Below are 15,269 nucleotides of genomic sequence, written 5' to 3' on the forward strand. Positions count from 1 at the left end.
GTCAAGATATCTGGGTGCGGGCCAAAGCATCTGTCACAAGATCGTGTGGCAACCACATCAGCCGCGCCGTGCGGGTCCACAGAATGGCGGTACGAATGCTGCGATCCGGATAGATCTGCGCCAGCGCCTGCGCGTATGCCCCCATCTGTCGCAGCAGGCCGTCGGGGCAGTCTTCCGCGCGGTCTGGAACGGTGGCATTTGATTTGAAATCAATCACATGCACTTCCGATTCCGACAAGATCAGACGATCGACAACCCCAAGCATCCGCTGCCCGTTCAGAGCGGCAGTAATGGGCACCTCGGCCAACGTGTCAGGTGCAAAGACGGGCTGCAAACCTTCCGCTGTCAGCACAGTTACGGCTTCGTTCAAAATCTCGTGCCGGTCCGTTTCGTGCATATCGGGCAGCAACCGCGCGCAAAGCTCTGGCCAAAGGTCTTTCTCGGCCGCGGGAAGGTGTTCCAGCAACAGGTGCAGGCGGGTTCCGCGCAGTTTGGCCGCATCTTCATCCAGGCCGGCATCTCCGGGCAACGCCTTTGGGCCGCCCAGATCCGAAGGGCTGAGCGTGCTTGCAGGCGCGACCGGATCCGGTGCCGGATGTTGGAACATGTCCGGCAAATCGACTTGCTGAACGGCAGTGTTCGGTTGATCGATCAAGGGCAGCGCGCCCCAATCCCCGTGGGACAGGCGGCGGATATCGGTACCCGGCACCTGCGCGGCCCCGGCCCGATCCATCGCCGCCTCGACCATCTGATACCAGCTGTTGCCGTCTTTCCCCAAATCGCCTGCCGCCGCCACGATCAACCACTTTTCCGCCCGTGTCAGAGCCACATACAGCAACCGAAGCCGTTCGTTTTCCTCGCGGTTGCGCGCCTCTTCCCGCGCCTGCGAGATCAGGTTTGGTGACGCGTCCGCCGACACTTTCCACAAGGGTGTTCCGCCGGCCAGCATGATCTCGGCGTCACGCGGAGGCTGGCGTTTGCCGGTATCCGGCAGGATGACGATCGGCGCCTCCAACCCTTTTGAGCCATGAACGGTCATCACCCGGATTCTGTTGCCGACGCCGCTCATCTGTCGTTTGATTTCCAGATCGTCGGTCTGCATCCAGACCAGAAATCCCGTCAGGCTGGGGATATCCGTTCGCTCATAGGCCAGAGCCTGGGACAACAGCGCGTTGATGCCGTCTTCGGCTTCTGCCCCCAACCGCCCCAACAGCTTGCGCCGTCCGTCATGGCGGGTCAGGATACGTTCGATCAGATCATAGGGACGCAGAAAGTCGATCTGGCTGCGCAGATCGTTCAGCACCGACAGGGTTTCGTGAAACTCTTCCGCGCGGTTGCGCAGTGCGGCCCAAAGGAACTGTTCCTTCCGACGGTGCGCCAGATCGAAAAGCTGCTGTTCGGACCAACCGAACAAGGGGGATTTGAGAACCGTCGCCAGAGACAGGCTGTCTTCGGGCGTGGCCAGAAAGCCGAGCAAGGCCGCAAGATCCTTGACCGCCAGTTCAGCGCCCACTTTCAGCCGATCCGCTCCGGCGATGGGCAGGTGCAGCGCCTTGCAGGCACGGATGATCTCGGCAAACAGGTCCGAGCGGCGTTGCACAAGGATCAGAAAATCCCCCGGCTGCACTTTTCGACGAACGAATTGGCCGGATTTGTCATCTTCCGGGATCGTCTCGCCCCGTTCGATCATGTCTTTGATCGACTGTGCGACTTTCTCGGCCAGAATGACGGTGTGATGCCGTGCGCCGGGACGATCGACCGGGTCGGTCCAATCCCCGTCTTCGGCATCTGCCACTTTTTCGACGACGGGCCAAAGATCAACACGACCCGGCAGATCGGCCTTGAAAGCACGGTGCAGACTGTCCTTGTGAAACCCCGCACCAGAGCGGTTTTCAAACAGGATATCGACCAGAGTCAGGATCGCGCTGGAGGATCGGAACGAGTATTCCAACGTCGAATCCCACAGTTTAGAGCCTGATTCAGCCAATTTCCGGCCAAACTCTTTCTGCATTCTGTCAAAGGCCTGTGGATCGGCGCCCTGAAAGGAATAGATCGATTGTTTCTTGTCGCCGACGACGAAGATCGTACGCTCGACCCCGGATCGGGCCCCTTCCCCGCTGGTGAATTCCTGTGCCAGTTTTTCGATCACGTCCCATTGATCGGGGCTGGTGTCCTGCGCTTCGTCCACAAGAATATGATCGATTCCCCCGTCCAGTCGGTACAGCACCCATTCGGCCACTGCCGGATCGTTCAACACCTGTCGCGCGCGCAGGATCAGATCGTCGAAATCCAGCCAGCCGCGCAACTGCTTGCGCCGTTCATATTCCGGCAGGAAGGCTGCGGCAAAGCGGTGCAGAACCGCGGTTTTCTGCGCCGCGACCAGCGCCAGGCGTTGTTCACGCGCGGTTTCGATCCGCTGCATGAAGGCCTCGATCTGCGGCATCCGGTCGGCCAGCACACCTTCGCGCAGGGGTTTGGTCGGAAAAGCGTTGAGCTTGGCCGTGAAGGGTTCCTTTGCGCCCTTCCCGGTCAGAAACACGCTTTCCAACGTGGGTAGATGTATCAATCTGGCTTCGTTGAACGCGGCCAGTTTTGCGGCGGCCTTTGCATTGTTGCCTCCGCTTTCGGTCAAAGCGGGCAATATGGATTGGATGAGTTCGACTTCGCCACCAAGAAAAACCCGCGCAAGCAGCGCTGTTTCGTCAAAGCCGGCGGGCAGATCGAAGCGTTTCAGCAGATCGGACCATTCGAGCGGCTGCGCAAAAAGACTGCGTTTTTGCGTGATCGCAGCGGTCAGTTTATCAAACCCCGTGTCTGTGACGAACCGCGCCACATCTTCAATCAACCCGGCCTGCGGGCCTGCGGCGAAATCTTCGACAATTTCCTCTCGCAACAAGGCTGCTGCGCGGTCTTCCATTTCGGTGAACTGCGGGCTAACGCCAGCCTCCAGCGGAAAGCGTCGCAACAATGACGCGCAGAACGAGTGGATGGTCTGGATTTTCAGACCACCCGGCGTTTCGATGGCGCGGGCAAACAGGGTGCGTGCTTGCGCCAACCGGTCCAAACCGATTTCGCCGGGCACACCCAGATCGGTCAACTCCTGCAACAAGGGGGTATCATCCAGCATGGCCCATTCGCCAAGGCGCTTGAACAACCTGTTCTGCATCTCGCTGGCGGCGGCCTTGGTGTAGGTCAGGCACAGAATGTGCTGAGGTTGGACCCCGCCCAGCAGCAGACGCGCCACACGGTCGGTCAGAACCCGGGTTTTGCCAGACCCGGCATTGGCCGCCAGCCAGGTCGATGCATCGGGGCGCGCGGCCTGTACCTGCCGTTCGGTTGCATCGTTGCGCGGGCTCATGACAGATCCTCGGGGTATGTTTCCGCTGTCCGGTCCCATTCGCCGAACCGCGCCAGGTGATCATAATCACCCATGTCCGTATCCTTGTGCAGCATGCGACGGGACGAAAACCCCTGATCAGGCTCTAAATAAGCGGAAATCAACTCTTTCAGCTCGGCAAGAACCTTGTCGGTCGGTTCTTTGTCCAAAGGCGCTGCAACCTCCTTATAGCTGCCACCCATACCGATGAAGATGGCTTCGGCCACACTTGTCGGGTCAAGGCCCTCAATCCCGCCCTGCTCGGCCATTGCCGCCTCGATCAGCAACTGCTTGTCAAATTTGGATTGCTGGCTTTCCGTCGGTGGTGCGCCGGTTTTATAGTCGATGATGCGCAACGCGCCCCGGCTGTTGCAATCGATTCTGTCCGCGCGCCCGACAATGGTGAAATCCAGGGGGCGCAGCGCCAGTTTCATCGCCGCCTCAAATGCCACGGGGCCACCATCCTTCCGGCGCGCGAGCTCTGCCCCGAGGAAATCATCCGCGATCCGCTCAAGCCGGGCCAGCCACAGTTTGCGGGCTGTCGGCCAGGCGACGTGTTGATCCAACAGAGCATGCGCCCGTTTCAGGAAATTGTCCCGCGTCAGCAAAGCACTGTCGAGGACGCTGTCCTTGATGAAATGCTCGAGGATCTCGTGAATCACAATTCCTCTCAGCAAGGCATCGGGGGCCTGTACAAGCGGATCTAGCGGTTTCAGCCGAAGCACATGTTTGGCGTAAATCGCGTATGGATCGCGGATCAGCCTCTTTATCTCGGTCACAGACAGACGGCGCGGACGCGCGGCGGCCGGTGGGCGCGGAGAAGGACGCGGTGCGGGGTCGATCGGCGGCGCATCTTCCAGTGCCTCGGACCAGTTCAGCCATTTTTCGCCCTGAGCGCGCATTTTGGTCAGAGCTTCGGGGCCACCCTGACCCGGCAAACCCTGCAACAGGTTGGTCAGTCGGTTCAGCCAGCGCGACGGAACCGTCTCGGCATCATCCGAGCGGGTCGCGCGGGTCAACCACACTTCGGGTGCGCCGATGGCCTGCTGGAAGTCATGCGCAGACAGGCCGATCCGGCGTTCGGGCAGCAACAACCCCGCTTTGTCACGCATCTGCCGGTTCAGCCAGGGATCGGGTGTTGGCGCCTCTGGCCAACTTCCTTCATTCAACCCGCCAAGGATCAGCAGGTCGGCGCCCTGCACCCGTGCCTCGAGCGTGCCCCAGATCATGATGTGCGGATGCGGCGCATCCCGGTCACGAACCTCTTCACCCGCAAGCAGAGCACCCAGCAGATCGGCAAAGTCATGGGCCGTCATCAGGCCGCCATGCTGCGCCTCTGCGCTGAGAGAATTCAGCACCCCCAGTGCCTTTTGGCCTGCGTTTTTGTCCCACAGAGTGCCCGTTTCACCCGTGCTGCCGGCCGAGATCGCCTCGGCCAGTGTCATCAAACGCGCCACCCAGTCCGCGAGGTGCAGTTCACTGGTGATCTGCTGGTCGCAGAAATGCTGCACGACCCATTTCACCCAGCTTTCCTGGGCCTCTTTGCGCACTGCAAAAGCCGCAAGGCTTGCACTGTCAGGAAAGGGCGGGCCGTGACGGCGCAGGTCAAGTTCCAGGTCACGCGTGTGCAGCAAATGAATTCCGCGGTCACCGCCATCATGACATAGCGGGTGCTTCAAAAGGGTCAGCAGCGCCTCGCCTTCCAGACGGCGTGTGAACAGGTTGGCCACATGGCGCAGAAAACGTCCCGGTGGGGAAAGTTGCAGCGGCAGGCCCGCACTGTCGTCCGGCACGATGTTCCACCGATCCAGCGCGGCGCTGACCTGGCGGGTCAACATGCGATCCGGCGTGATCAGAGCGGCGGTCTGTCCTGTTTCCGCCGCCTGCCGCAGGCGCAGGGCGATGGCCAATGCCTCGGCGCGAGGCGATTGAGCCTCGACCAGTGTCAGGCCGTCGGTTGCGCCTTTTATATCGGACAGTCTGGGGCCTTCGGTCATCCAGGCGTCAGTGACGGGTGCCGGACGTAAAGCTAGGGATATCAAGCGGTTACGCGAGGGTGAGGGAGCCGATAAATCCGTCCATTGGGTGATCTGACCCGGTGTAAGTTCCAGCGCGCGCATCAACTTGCGGAAACGGTATTGTGGGTGATCTTCAGACGTCAACGCATCATCCAACCCCTGCCAAACGTGATCCGGCTGGTCGAAATCAAATCCGGGCAGCACCAATGCGCCTTGCGGCAGGCGCGCGATGGCTTCCATCAACATCAGGGTGGTGCCACGGGACCCGGTAGAGCCCGCCAGAATGACCGGGTGTTGCGGAGGGGCAATCTGCCATCGCGCGATCAGGTTTTCGACCACGCGGCGCTGGCGGGCCTGTGCATCCATCGTCTGCCCGCCGGTGTCGATGAATTGATCCGCGATGCCGATAAAGGCTTGTGCCCGCGACCAGTGTCCGGACATATCGCTGACGTCCAGCTGCCGGATCGCTTCGGGCGATACGCCTTCGCCCTGCATTTCGTCAATCAGCGCGGCCAGACTGTCGGACAGGTCAAAGATCGATGACCGGGCGGCAAGGTCCGGCTGTTGTTCCAGCAGTTTGGATACAAGCTGAGTCAACTCAAGACGCCGCCGCAGAGGCGGGATAGCAGGCGGGATCCGCGCCAGATCAACCCTTTCACCCAAGTCCGTCACCAACGAGAGACGGGGCAGAAGGCAAGGTGGCCCCTGATTGAACAGATCGCGGACGCGCCGTTCCATGCGTCGTGTGTTCAGGATCAACTCTACCCGCGCCAAAGCTTCGGGTGGGCCCGAACAGCGCTGCCGCAGGCCATCGACCAATGCCTTGGGGAAATCCGTACCGGGAGGCACGGCAAATACACGGGGCACGGTGCCGGATTCAAACATCTGCCAGCAAACCCTCGGCCAGCGCGATGCCTTCCGGACGACCTACATCGCACCAGCGTCCAGGGTATTCGACCGCAAAAAGCCGACCCTGATCAAGCATCTGGTTCCAAAGCAGGTTGAGTGAAAACGCTGTTTGCGAGAACGAATGCAAACCCTGGGCCTTGAGGATCTGGGCCCCGCCGTAAACCAGACCAGGACCGCGCGTGATCCGTCCATCTTTTCCAGCGGTGAAATCACCCGATCCAATATGACCAACGGTTCTCGCAACTGGAACACACATCAGCAGCGCATCCATACGACCCGGGTCCCAGGCGTGCTGCAACAGGGTCAAAGGGTTTGGCCCTGACCAGATCGCGTCCGTGTTCAACGTGAATACGGGGTCGGTGCCCAGCATCGGCAAAGCCGCCCGCAATCCGCCACCTGTTTCCAGTATTTCAGGGTCTTCCCGAGACAGCAGAACGCCTTTGGGGCCGAGATGCGCCGCGAGCTGATCAGCGTGATAATGCAGGTTGGCAACGGTACGGACGGGATCAAGATCTTCGACAAGATCCAGCGCATGATCAATCAGTGGTCGCCCCGCCACTTCGATCAATGGCTTCGGCCGATCTTTGGTCAGCGCGCCCATGCGGGTGCCGAACCCGGCTGCGAACAGCATTGCGGCAAATGGCGATCCGGTCATTGCGTTCTCAACTTGGCCAGGTTTTGCGGTGTGGGTCTGGGCAAAGCTTCGTGCAGCAGGGACGCCACCGAAACCAGGGCAGGGTGATCCAGATCGCGCATCAGATGTGCCCAGACGGCCGGGATCATGTCCACATAGTGAGGCTTGCCATATTCCGTCGCCAGACGTGCGAAGACGCCAAGGATACGCAGGTTTCTCTGGGCCCCCAAAACACTGTAGGCCGTGCGGAAATCATGGTCGTCCATACCTGACGCAGAGATGTAGTGGTTGATCATCTGCATTTCGATCCCGGCCGAGACATCTCGGCGTACATCCTGTAGCAGAGACACCAGGTCGTAGGCCGGATGCCCCAGCATGGCCAACTGAAAGTCCAGCAACCCGACGCGCTTCACGCCTTCGCGCTGCGGCAGCCACAACAGGTTTTCCGCGTGATAATCCCTGAGAATGACGACTTTCGAACCGGATGTTTCACGATGCAGGATGTCCGCGAACCGGTGCTCGAACCGGGACAGGGCGTCTTCATCACATGTTCCCAGGATACCGGCCGCATACTTGGTGAAAGCCAATGCCGCCAGTTCCGTCATCAGGGACGGATCATAAGACGGCAAGGCAAGAGAAGGCGCCTGATGCAGGTGGAGCAGCACGTCGGTGGCGGCGCGGTACAATTCACGCTCTTTGCCCGGATCTTTTTTCAGCACGCGCGCAAAAAGATCATCACCCAGATCTTCCAGCAACAGGAAACCGTACTGGGTATCTTCGGCATAGATTTCCGGCGCGCTCAGACCAACCGATCGGAGGTATTCGGCAACCCGCACGAAGGGTTCAACATCGTCACTTTTTTCAGGTGGCGCGTCCATCAAAACCGCAGTGCGCCCGTTGGTTGGATCAATCAACCGTTCGTATCGCCGGTTCGAGGCATCGCCGGCCAGTGGCGTGCGTGTTGCTCCGGCCCAGGGTGTTTGCGCAATCAGGGCTTCGGCCAGGACCGTCCTGTTGGTCATGCGGTTCTCTCCAGTTTTTCCGTCCATTTCGGAGCAGTCCAAGACAGGGTCACACGGCGGAAATCGATATTGTTAGGGTCTGTTTTAAAAGCCAACGTCAACGCGCCTTGGGGCGCCAGCGGGCCCAGCTTGCCCGGCCATTCCACAAGGCAGATTGCCGTATCGAAAGCGTCCGTCAGACCCAGTTCGTCAACTTCTTCGGCCGCGCTCAGACGATACAGGTCGCAATGCCATATTTCCCCTGATGACGTGTCGTAAGCCTGGACCAAAGTGAATGTTGGCGAGGGCACATCTTCGGGCACATCCATCAATGACTGAATGAGGTTGCGCGCGAAATGCGTCTTGCCGCTGCCGATCGGGCCCTCCAGCAGAACGACATCGCCCGGGCGCAGAGATGTTCCCAATTGCCGTGCGAAAACTGCGGTTTCTTCAGGCGATTTGAAAGTCAGAGATCGGGCGGTCTGTGTCATGCCGCCACAATGGCCTTGCGCCTGACCGGCTGCAACCCGGTTCAGGCGCTGATCTGTTCCATCGCGGTGGATTTCGAGGGAAACTCGGATTGCGTAAACCGCACGATTGTCGCGCCATTATGCACCGGTGTGACGGTGCAATCCACGGTTATGCCGGTTCTCATCTGGATTTCGGCTGTCCATTCGGCGCGGTTTTCCCGCATTTCGACAAAATCCCGCACCTCACCCAAAACCGGCGTCGCAATACAGAGGTCTTGCCAGCGTCGCGTGACGTCGGTGACCGTTTCGCTTTGGAACCCGACCTCGTGCGCGTCTCCCCACAGCTTCTGATACGCATAGTTGGTGAAGGCCAGCGTACCGTCATCCGCAAAGACGGCAATCGCGTCCGCCAGTTTGTCCAGGATGGACTGCATCAGATCCATTTCCGATCGAAAGCGCCGCGTCAGAGTGATTTCGGCGGTGATATCCTCGAATAGAAACGCCACTGCGCCGTCCGGGTGAGGGCGACCGCTGACGGAATAGACCGATCCGGATGGTAGCGACCACGTCTCGTGATAGTTTCCATCTTCAGCCGCTTCGAGAAGGTCGTTCATCTGACGCCGCCAGCTGCGGTAATTCTTCGGTTCGGGCATCATGTGTTGATCCCGCAAGCGGTCGAAGAAACTGCTCAGGCTGGGGCGGCAACTGAGGAAATCGGGCGGCAAGGTGGTCAGGTCGATCAAGGCCGGGTTGAACAGGGCCAATTGCCGGTTGCGGTCAAAAATGGCGAGACCAATGGACAATTGGGCAAAGGTCTTGGTCATGGTCTGCACGAATTTGCGCTGGGCGGTTTCCGCCTCGACAATCGCGTTGACGTCAACGGCATAGCATAAATGACCGTTTTCGTGTTCAATCCGAGTCAAATCGAACCAAAGCTTGCGATCAGTATCTGCCACATCCACCGACACGCGGGTTTTTCCGGTAGGTCTTGTGGCATCCTCCGGGCTTTCAAAAAGCGGCGCAGTCAGATCGGCGTCCTGATCACGTGCCTTTTGAACAAGTGCGACATAGGCGGCATTGCACCATTGCACCCGATTGTCGTTATCCGCCAACCATACCGGGTAGGGGGCCAGATCCATTGCCAGACGAGTTGGTTCGCCTGGGGTAACCGATCCGGCCGAAGAGGTCCTGGCGCATTCGCAAAGTCGAACGCGGACGATACCGTCGATCCTCTCACACACGACTTCTCGTTCAACGGTGCAGTCAATGGCCGACACCAGGATTTTGCCCTGATCGCGCACTTTGTCGGGAGTTTCGGGAAAGGTGGGGAAGTCCCTTTGCAACAAGCGCCGCAGGTCCAGCCAGTTTTCAACATGCTCAAACCCGGCGAGTGCGAAATCAGAATGGCTAATCAGTTGGTCGCCATCGAACAGGAATACGGCGTCAAACAGCGAGGTGTTCGAAAACAGACCAAAAGCCTTGTCGCGCTGAGCCCGGCGTGGCAACAGCCACAGAACGGCGAAACAGCACGAAACAAGACTGATCGCGGCCAGAATAATCCAATCGGCCATCAAATTCCCCAAGCCTGAACGATACAAGGACAGACTATGCGTGGGATTGGTTAACGGTCTCTTAATTCACACCTGGATGCGCGTGTTGGATCCCGACGGGACCGGGGTGTCACCCTTCTGTGCATCAATCAGTTTGCGTGGCCAGGTCACCTTGACGATTGCCCCGCGCCGTTCAGGATTGTCGGTCAGATGCTGGTAGGGGTCCGAACCATTGGCGAATTCCAGTTCGGCGCCGCTGCGTTCCAGCAGGGTTTTGGCGATGAACAATCCCAGGCCCATCCCTTCGTATTCCGGGCGTGATCTCTGATCGGATTCTGCCCGTCTTCGGCGCATAAAGGGATCGCCGATGCGTCCAATCATGTGGGGCGGATATCCCCGCCCGTCATCCATGATGCTGACGGTGATCCTGCTGTCGGTCCATTCGGCCTCGACCCAGACATTTGCGCGGGCGAAATCCACGGCATTCTGAATCAGGTTGCGCAAACCGTGAATGATCTCGGGTTTGCGCAGGATCGAGGGCTGCTGAACATCCCCGTCCTGCGCGGGGCCTTCGGAAAAATGAACCTCTTTGCCGCGACCGACATGTGGTTCGGCCGCTTCGTTCACCACTGTCGAAAGCGGTGCCTGCCGCAGATGCAGATCATCTTTGCCCGCCCGCCCCATGTCGCGCAGAATGTCACGGCAACGGTCTGCCTGCTCGCGGATCAAAGCGGCGTCTTCTTTCAGGTCCGGGCGGTCGTCCAACTCTTCGATCAGTTCCGCGCTGGTCAGTTTTATCGTCGCCAGAGGCGTGCCCAGTTCATGCGCGGCAGCGGCGACAACGCCCCCCAGATCGGTCAGTTTCTGTTCGCGCGCCAGCGCCATATGCGTGGCGGCCAGCGCTTCGGACATGGATTGGACTTCGGAACTGACGCGGTGGGAATAGGCGCCGATGAAGACGATGGCGATTATGATCGCGGCCCAGTTTCCAAACAGAAGGATATCGGGGATATCCAGAACAAGCCCCAGACTTGTCCGCAACGGAAGGTGAAATTCCGCCAGCACAGTTGTCAGAACGATTGCGACGGCGCCGACAATCAGGGTTGATCGAGTGCTCATGACATTGGCTGAAATCGTGACCGGGCCCAGCAGAAGCAGCGCAAACGGGTTGTTCAGCCCGCCGGTCAAATAGAGCAGAATTGACAATTGCAGCAGGTCGAACAGAACCATCAGGAAGTTTTCGAACTCGGTCAGGCGCTTGTTCTGCGGAAACAGCAATATGGCGGTCAGGTTGCCCATGACCGAGATTCCGATGGCCAGGTAACACAGGCCCAGTTCCAGCTGCACGTCATAATATCGCTGGGCCACCGTGATTGCGGTGAGCTGGCCGATGATCGCCACCCATCGCAAAAGGATCAGGGTCCGAAGCCGAATCCAGCTGCTGCGTTCCTGGCCGCGCCAAAAAGTCTGATTGGATTCTGCCATCGGTCGCTTATGTCCTGTTGCATCGGCTGGTCATCTTGATAGGTGTCCCGGCCGGAACGATCAACAATCCCTTGCGACCGGATAATCGAAATGGCCCGCCTACTGTACGCAATTCTCGCAACCTTTGCTCTGGTTTTCGGACTTGGGGCCATGTGGATTCTGACGCGGGGCGGCGGGTCCGATGACAAGTTCGCACAATGCCGGTCCAGCCAGATCGCCGGGGGTGCCGCCGCAATCGGTGGACCATTTGAACTGGTGAACGGCAAAGGCGAGACGGTTACGGACAAAGATGTGATTACCGAACCGACGCTGGTTTACTTCGGATACACGTTCTGCCCGGACGTTTGCCCCTTCGACATGTCCCGCAACGCCGAGGCTGTCGATATTCTGGCCGAACGCGGGCTGTCGGTGACGCCTCTGTTCATCTCGATTGACCCGGATCGCGATACGCCCGAAGTCATGGCTGACTATGCTTTCAATCTCGGGGGCAAGACGATCGCCCTGACCGGCTCGCCCGAACAGGTCAAGGCGGCCAGCAAGGCCTACAAGACCTATTACAAGGCGCATGACAAAGGCGACGAATTCTATCTGGTTGACCATTCCACCTTTACCTATCTGGTTACACCCGAAGATGGATTTCTGGAATTCTTCAAGCGCGAAGACACGGCCGAACAGATGGCGGACAAGGTTGAATGCTTCCTGGAACAGGCCGCGTCGTAACAAGGTTGTTTGACCTTTGTTCCCGCGCTGCTATTACTCATGTTCGAGCCAAAGGCATGAAATAGCGAAAGACCTAACATATGGCAGACACTTCTCAGCTTGACATCGGCCCTGACAAATCCCTGCTTTTGGTTGATGATGACGAGCCGTTTCTGAGACGTTTGGCCAAGGCCATGGAAAAGCGTGGCTTCGAGGTTGAGACCGCAGGATCCGTCGCGGCAGGGCGCGCGATATCCACCGCCCGGCCCCCGGCTTATGCCGTCGTCGATCTGCGGCTTGAGGATGGCAACGGATTGGACGTTGTCGAGGTATTGCGGGAAAAACGCCCCGACAGCCGTGTTGTTGTTCTGACCGGATATGGCGCGATCGCGACCGCCGTCGCGGCTGTCAAGATCGGCGCGACCGACTATCTGTCAAAGCCAGCCGATGCCACCGACATCACGAACGCATTGCTTGCAAAGGGTGACGAGATGCCCCCGCCGCCGGAAAACCCCATGAGCGCGGACCGTGTGCGCTGGGAACATATCCAGCGCGTCTATGAGCTGTGTGACCGGAATGTTTCCGAAACCGCGCGACGGTTGAATATGCATCGGCGGACGTTGCAGCGGATACTGGCGAAACGCAGCCCGCGTTAGGCCGGCCGGCCGCTCGATGACGGTTTAGTGACTTGTAACCTTGGACCCTGTCGAGGACTGTTCGCCACATCTGGAAGCTTTTGTCAGAACAGGACCACTTTATGATCGGATATGTAACCGTTGGCGTTTCGGACATGGCGCGCGCCAAAGACTTCTATACCAACCTTTTCGCGGACAAGGGCGCGAAAGTGGTTATAGACGCAGGCCGGATCGCGTTCATCGGCAACAAACCCGACGCGCCGATGCTGGCGGTGTGCGAGCCCTATGACGGTGATGTCTGCGCCGCCGGAAATGGCAACATGGTCGCGTTTGCAGCCGACTCCAAGGATGAGGTCAAGGAACTTTATGACAAGGCAATCAGCCTGGGTGCGGTGGACGAAGGCGAACCTGGTCAACGCGTCCCCGACAGGTTCTATGGTGCCTATGTGCGTGACCCGGATGGCAACAAACTGTGCTTCTACGTCTTTGGCTGAAACGGCGTGAACACAAACCCTGCCCAAGTTTCAGACAGGTCTGCAAGCAGCGGTGCTGACCGTACCCATTCAGTACCTTCAGGGTGAGCAGGAGATTTCTGCGCAGAGCTGCCGCGCCAGCTGACGATATCCGATTGTGTTGGGATGCAACCCGTCCGATGTCCAGTCGGCGGTGTTCTCGGCGAACCCGTCCGGCGGGGTCAGAAACGTGCAGTTCGCCATATCCTGACAGGCCAGTTGTGCAGCCGAATTGAAGGCCGTTCGAAACGCCTCTTGTTCCGCGGTCCAGTTTGCACCGGTAACGGGCAACACAGCACGCCAGATCAACCTGTCAGCAGGCATGAACAGGGCCTTCAACTGTGCGACATAGCCTGCAATCTTCTCTGGCGGTGTGGCGGTCAGAGCGTCATTGACCCCGATTCCCAGATACCATGTCGGGACATGGGCAATCAGTTCCGGTTTTGCCCGTGCGATCAGGCCCGGGGTGGTGTCGCGGCTGATCCCAAGATTCAGCGAGTTGGGCAGGATGTTGCTGGTCAACCACCCTTCGATGATGGAATCGCCGATGAAAGCGATCTGAATATCCGGTGAGACGAGCGCCTGAGAAATCGGCCGCTCGTGCAGCCAGACCATGAGCTTGTAGTGATCGGTTTCCGTGACCGGGACATGTGTGCCCGAGATTTTTCTGAGCGCCTTCGACACATATCCGGTTTCGACCAACGCTGCCGCAAGACCAACAGTCAGCAGGACGTTGACGACAAGCAAAACTCGGGTTCCGGTCTTTGTTTTCATCTTTCTTCCACCCGTCCCACCGTCCCACTCACCGCATTCGGACAGCGTCTTTCAGATCTGAGCGATCAATTCTGCGTGCCGCGCTGTAAAGGCGTGCCGCACCTCGACCGGGGGCCGCAGCCTGATTTGTAAACCTGCCATGATCCCCCTGTCCGGGCGGCCAAAGAATTTCGTGGCTTCGGCCTCGGAAAACCCGGCAATCTGTGTCGCCTCCATCCAGGCGCTGATCTTGTCGGCCTTCTTGATCTGGCGCTTCACCGTTTTTGGGACCTCAGCCGGTAGTCCAAACCGTATGTGGATTGCTGCCGCCAGCCGGTCGTCCAACGCGCCATAGTCTGGGCCGACGGCGGATTTCACGGGCGAGATCATATCGCCGATCACATATTCGGGCGCGTCATGTAACAGGGCCGCCAAACGCCATTTCATGGGTGCTTTGGGGGCAATACGGCCAAAAATCTCCTCAACCAGCAGGGAATGTTCGGCCACGGAATACGCGAAATCGCCGTTTGTCTGACCGTTCCAACGAGCGACAAAGGCAAGGCCGTGTGCGATGTCTTCAATCTCGATATCCACCGGTGTCGGGTCCAGCAGGTCCAGCCTGCGGCCCGACAGCATCCTTTGCCACGCTCTGGGTTGTGTTGCCATTCTGCCATGCCTTGTGAAGTTGGACACGTTCAATTCGCGTTTTTATGGTATGATGTACCTGTCTGGATCACACGCTGCCAACATTTTCTTGAGCGTTCGTGCTTTGAAACGGCGCGGTATGATCCCGACATTAAAGACTGAGGGGGGTGCATTCTCCTCCCAGTGTGCCCCTCTCGAACCGAAACACGTATCGAAAGGAGCACCCTATGTTCAAACGTTTATTCGCAATCGCACTGACCTTCGGAATGGCCGCCACCGCGCCGCCTGCCTTTGCCCAGAATTGTGCGGCACGGGATCACATCATATCCAAATTGCAGGAGAACTATGCCGAAGAATTGGCCTTTGGCGGCCTGCAAAAAACACGCGGCGCGCAAGCGGTGATGGAGGTTTGGACCTCGAAAGAAACGGGAAGTTATACCGTTTTGGTAACCAATGCGAACGGTATCAGCTGTATTGTTGCCGTTGGCACCGATTTTTTTGAAGCGATACCAAAGATCGAAATTGAAGGCACACCAAGCTGATATTGGCCATATCGTTTCCGACCACAGTCTTCAAAGTTGC

13 protein-coding genes are annotated in these 15,269 nt (G+C 58.7%); 4 read left to right on the forward strand and 9 right to left on the reverse strand.

Going from position 1 to position 15,269, the window contains the following annotated elements:
- Position 1 precedes the first annotated feature (1 nt).
- From addA to regB, 7 genes are all read right to left on the reverse strand, one after another.
- Positions 2 to 3,358 carry a double-strand break repair helicase AddA gene (addA, locus tag ACR0C6_RS17515; RefSeq protein WP_480620436.1) on the reverse strand — a complete coding sequence of 1,119 codons (3,357 nt, stop codon included), beginning with the start codon at positions 3,356 to 3,358 and terminating at the stop codon, positions 2 to 4.
- Complete coding sequence (gene addB / locus ACR0C6_RS17520; protein ID WP_480620438.1) at positions 3,355 to 6,279, reverse strand: double-strand break repair protein AddB; 2,925 nt, start codon at positions 6,277 to 6,279, stop codon at positions 3,355 to 3,357. The genes addA and addB overlap by 4 nt, the downstream gene beginning before the upstream one ends.
- Positions 6,272 to 6,958: a nucleotidyltransferase family protein gene (locus tag ACR0C6_RS17525; protein ID WP_152459635.1), complete on the reverse strand. Its 687-nt coding sequence runs from the start codon at positions 6,956 to 6,958 to the stop codon at positions 6,272 to 6,274. The genes addB and ACR0C6_RS17525 overlap by 8 nt, the downstream gene beginning before the upstream one ends.
- Positions 6,955 to 7,959 (reverse strand): aminoglycoside phosphotransferase family protein, encoded by a 1,005-nt coding sequence (locus ACR0C6_RS17530; protein WP_480620440.1) that lies wholly within the window; start codon positions 7,957 to 7,959, stop codon positions 6,955 to 6,957. The genes ACR0C6_RS17525 and ACR0C6_RS17530 overlap by 4 nt, the downstream gene beginning before the upstream one ends.
- Positions 7,956 to 8,429: a tRNA (adenosine(37)-N6)-threonylcarbamoyltransferase complex ATPase subunit type 1 TsaE gene (gene tsaE / locus ACR0C6_RS17535; protein ID WP_480446489.1), complete on the reverse strand. Its 474-nt coding sequence runs from the start codon at positions 8,427 to 8,429 to the stop codon at positions 7,956 to 7,958. Before tsaE ends, ACR0C6_RS17530 begins: the two co-directional genes overlap by 4 nt.
- A gap of 41 nt (positions 8,430 to 8,470) precedes the next feature.
- The gene (locus tag ACR0C6_RS17540; RefSeq protein ID WP_480620442.1) at positions 8,471 to 9,979 is read right to left on the reverse strand and encodes a PAS-domain containing protein; all 1,509 of its coding nucleotides are present in this window, start codon (positions 9,977 to 9,979) and stop codon (positions 8,471 to 8,473) included.
- Positions 9,980 to 10,045: 66 nt separating this feature from the next.
- Positions 10,046 to 11,443 (reverse strand): sensor histidine kinase RegB, encoded by a 1,398-nt coding sequence (gene regB / locus ACR0C6_RS17545; protein WP_480446487.1) that lies wholly within the window; start codon positions 11,441 to 11,443, stop codon positions 10,046 to 10,048.
- A gap of 90 nt (positions 11,444 to 11,533) precedes the next feature.
- Between regB and ACR0C6_RS17550 the strand changes: the two genes are divergently transcribed.
- The 3 genes from ACR0C6_RS17550 (at position 11,534) to ACR0C6_RS17560 (ending at position 13,271) form a co-directional block, all read left to right on the forward strand.
- Positions 11,534 to 12,163, forward strand: a complete 630-nt coding sequence (locus ACR0C6_RS17550; protein WP_480446486.1) for an SCO family protein — start codon at positions 11,534 to 11,536, stop codon at positions 12,161 to 12,163.
- A gap of 80 nt (positions 12,164 to 12,243) precedes the next feature.
- On the forward strand, positions 12,244 to 12,798 hold the full coding sequence (locus ACR0C6_RS17555; protein ID WP_152459641.1) for an ActR/PrrA/RegA family redox response regulator transcription factor: 555 nt from the start codon (positions 12,244 to 12,246) through the stop codon (positions 12,796 to 12,798).
- A 101-nt stretch (positions 12,799 to 12,899) separates the two neighbouring features.
- Entirely contained in the window at positions 12,900 to 13,271 is a 372-nt protein-coding gene (locus ACR0C6_RS17560) for a VOC family protein (protein ID WP_480620444.1), read from the forward strand.
- 78 nt (positions 13,272 to 13,349) lie between these two features.
- On the opposite strand, the gene ACR0C6_RS17565 is transcribed toward ACR0C6_RS17560, so the two are convergent.
- Together ACR0C6_RS17565 and ACR0C6_RS17570 are read right to left on the reverse strand one after the other, a co-directional pair.
- The gene (locus tag ACR0C6_RS17565) at positions 13,350 to 14,063 is read right to left on the reverse strand and encodes an SGNH/GDSL hydrolase family protein (RefSeq protein WP_480620446.1); all 714 of its coding nucleotides are present in this window, start codon (positions 14,061 to 14,063) and stop codon (positions 13,350 to 13,352) included.
- Positions 14,064 to 14,114: 51 nt separating this feature from the next.
- Positions 14,115 to 14,708 carry an HD domain-containing protein gene (locus ACR0C6_RS17570; RefSeq protein WP_171665654.1) on the reverse strand — a complete coding sequence of 198 codons (594 nt, stop codon included), beginning with the start codon at positions 14,706 to 14,708 and terminating at the stop codon, positions 14,115 to 14,117.
- 206 nt (positions 14,709 to 14,914) lie between these two features.
- Here ACR0C6_RS17570 and ACR0C6_RS17575 point away from each other — a divergent pair, with 206 nt between their 5' ends.
- A complete protein-coding gene (locus tag ACR0C6_RS17575; RefSeq protein WP_152459645.1) occupies positions 14,915 to 15,229 on the forward strand; it encodes a hypothetical protein in 315 nt (104 codons plus the stop codon).
- The last annotated feature ends 40 nt before the right edge of the window (positions 15,230 to 15,269 follow it).

Source organism: Ruegeria sp. AL12 (assembly GCF_056540885.1).

Coding starts and splice junctions, on each gene's coding strand:
- addA (WP_480620436.1), bottom strand. CDS start 3,358: ATGAGCCCGCGCAACGATGCAACCGAACGGCAGGTACAGGCCGCGCGC.
- addB (WP_480620438.1), bottom strand. CDS start 6,279: ATGTTTGAATCCGGCACCGTGCCCCGTGTATTTGCCGTGCCTCCCGGT.
- ACR0C6_RS17525 (WP_152459635.1), bottom strand. CDS start 6,958: ATGACCGGATCGCCATTTGCCGCAATGCTGTTCGCAGCCGGGTTCGGC.
- ACR0C6_RS17530 (WP_480620440.1), bottom strand. CDS start 7,959: ATGACCAACAGGACGGTCCTGGCCGAAGCCCTGATTGCGCAAACACCC.
- tsaE (WP_480446489.1), bottom strand. CDS start 8,429: ATGACACAGACCGCCCGATCTCTGACTTTCAAATCGCCTGAAGAAACC.
- ACR0C6_RS17540 (WP_480620442.1), bottom strand. CDS start 9,979: ATGGCCGATTGGATTATTCTGGCCGCGATCAGTCTTGTTTCGTGCTGT.
- regB (WP_480446487.1), bottom strand. CDS start 11,443: ATGGCAGAATCCAATCAGACTTTTTGGCGCGGCCAGGAACGCAGCAGC.
- ACR0C6_RS17550 (WP_480446486.1), top strand. CDS start 11,534: ATGGCCCGCCTACTGTACGCAATTCTCGCAACCTTTGCTCTGGTTTTC.
- ACR0C6_RS17555 (WP_152459641.1), top strand. CDS start 12,244: ATGGCAGACACTTCTCAGCTTGACATCGGCCCTGACAAATCCCTGCTT.
- ACR0C6_RS17560 (WP_480620444.1), top strand. CDS start 12,900: ATGATCGGATATGTAACCGTTGGCGTTTCGGACATGGCGCGCGCCAAA.
- ACR0C6_RS17565 (WP_480620446.1), bottom strand. CDS start 14,063: ATGAAAACAAAGACCGGAACCCGAGTTTTGCTTGTCGTCAACGTCCTG.
- ACR0C6_RS17570 (WP_171665654.1), bottom strand. CDS start 14,708: ATGGCAACACAACCCAGAGCGTGGCAAAGGATGCTGTCGGGCCGCAGG.
- ACR0C6_RS17575 (WP_152459645.1), top strand. CDS start 14,915: ATGTTCAAACGTTTATTCGCAATCGCACTGACCTTCGGAATGGCCGCC.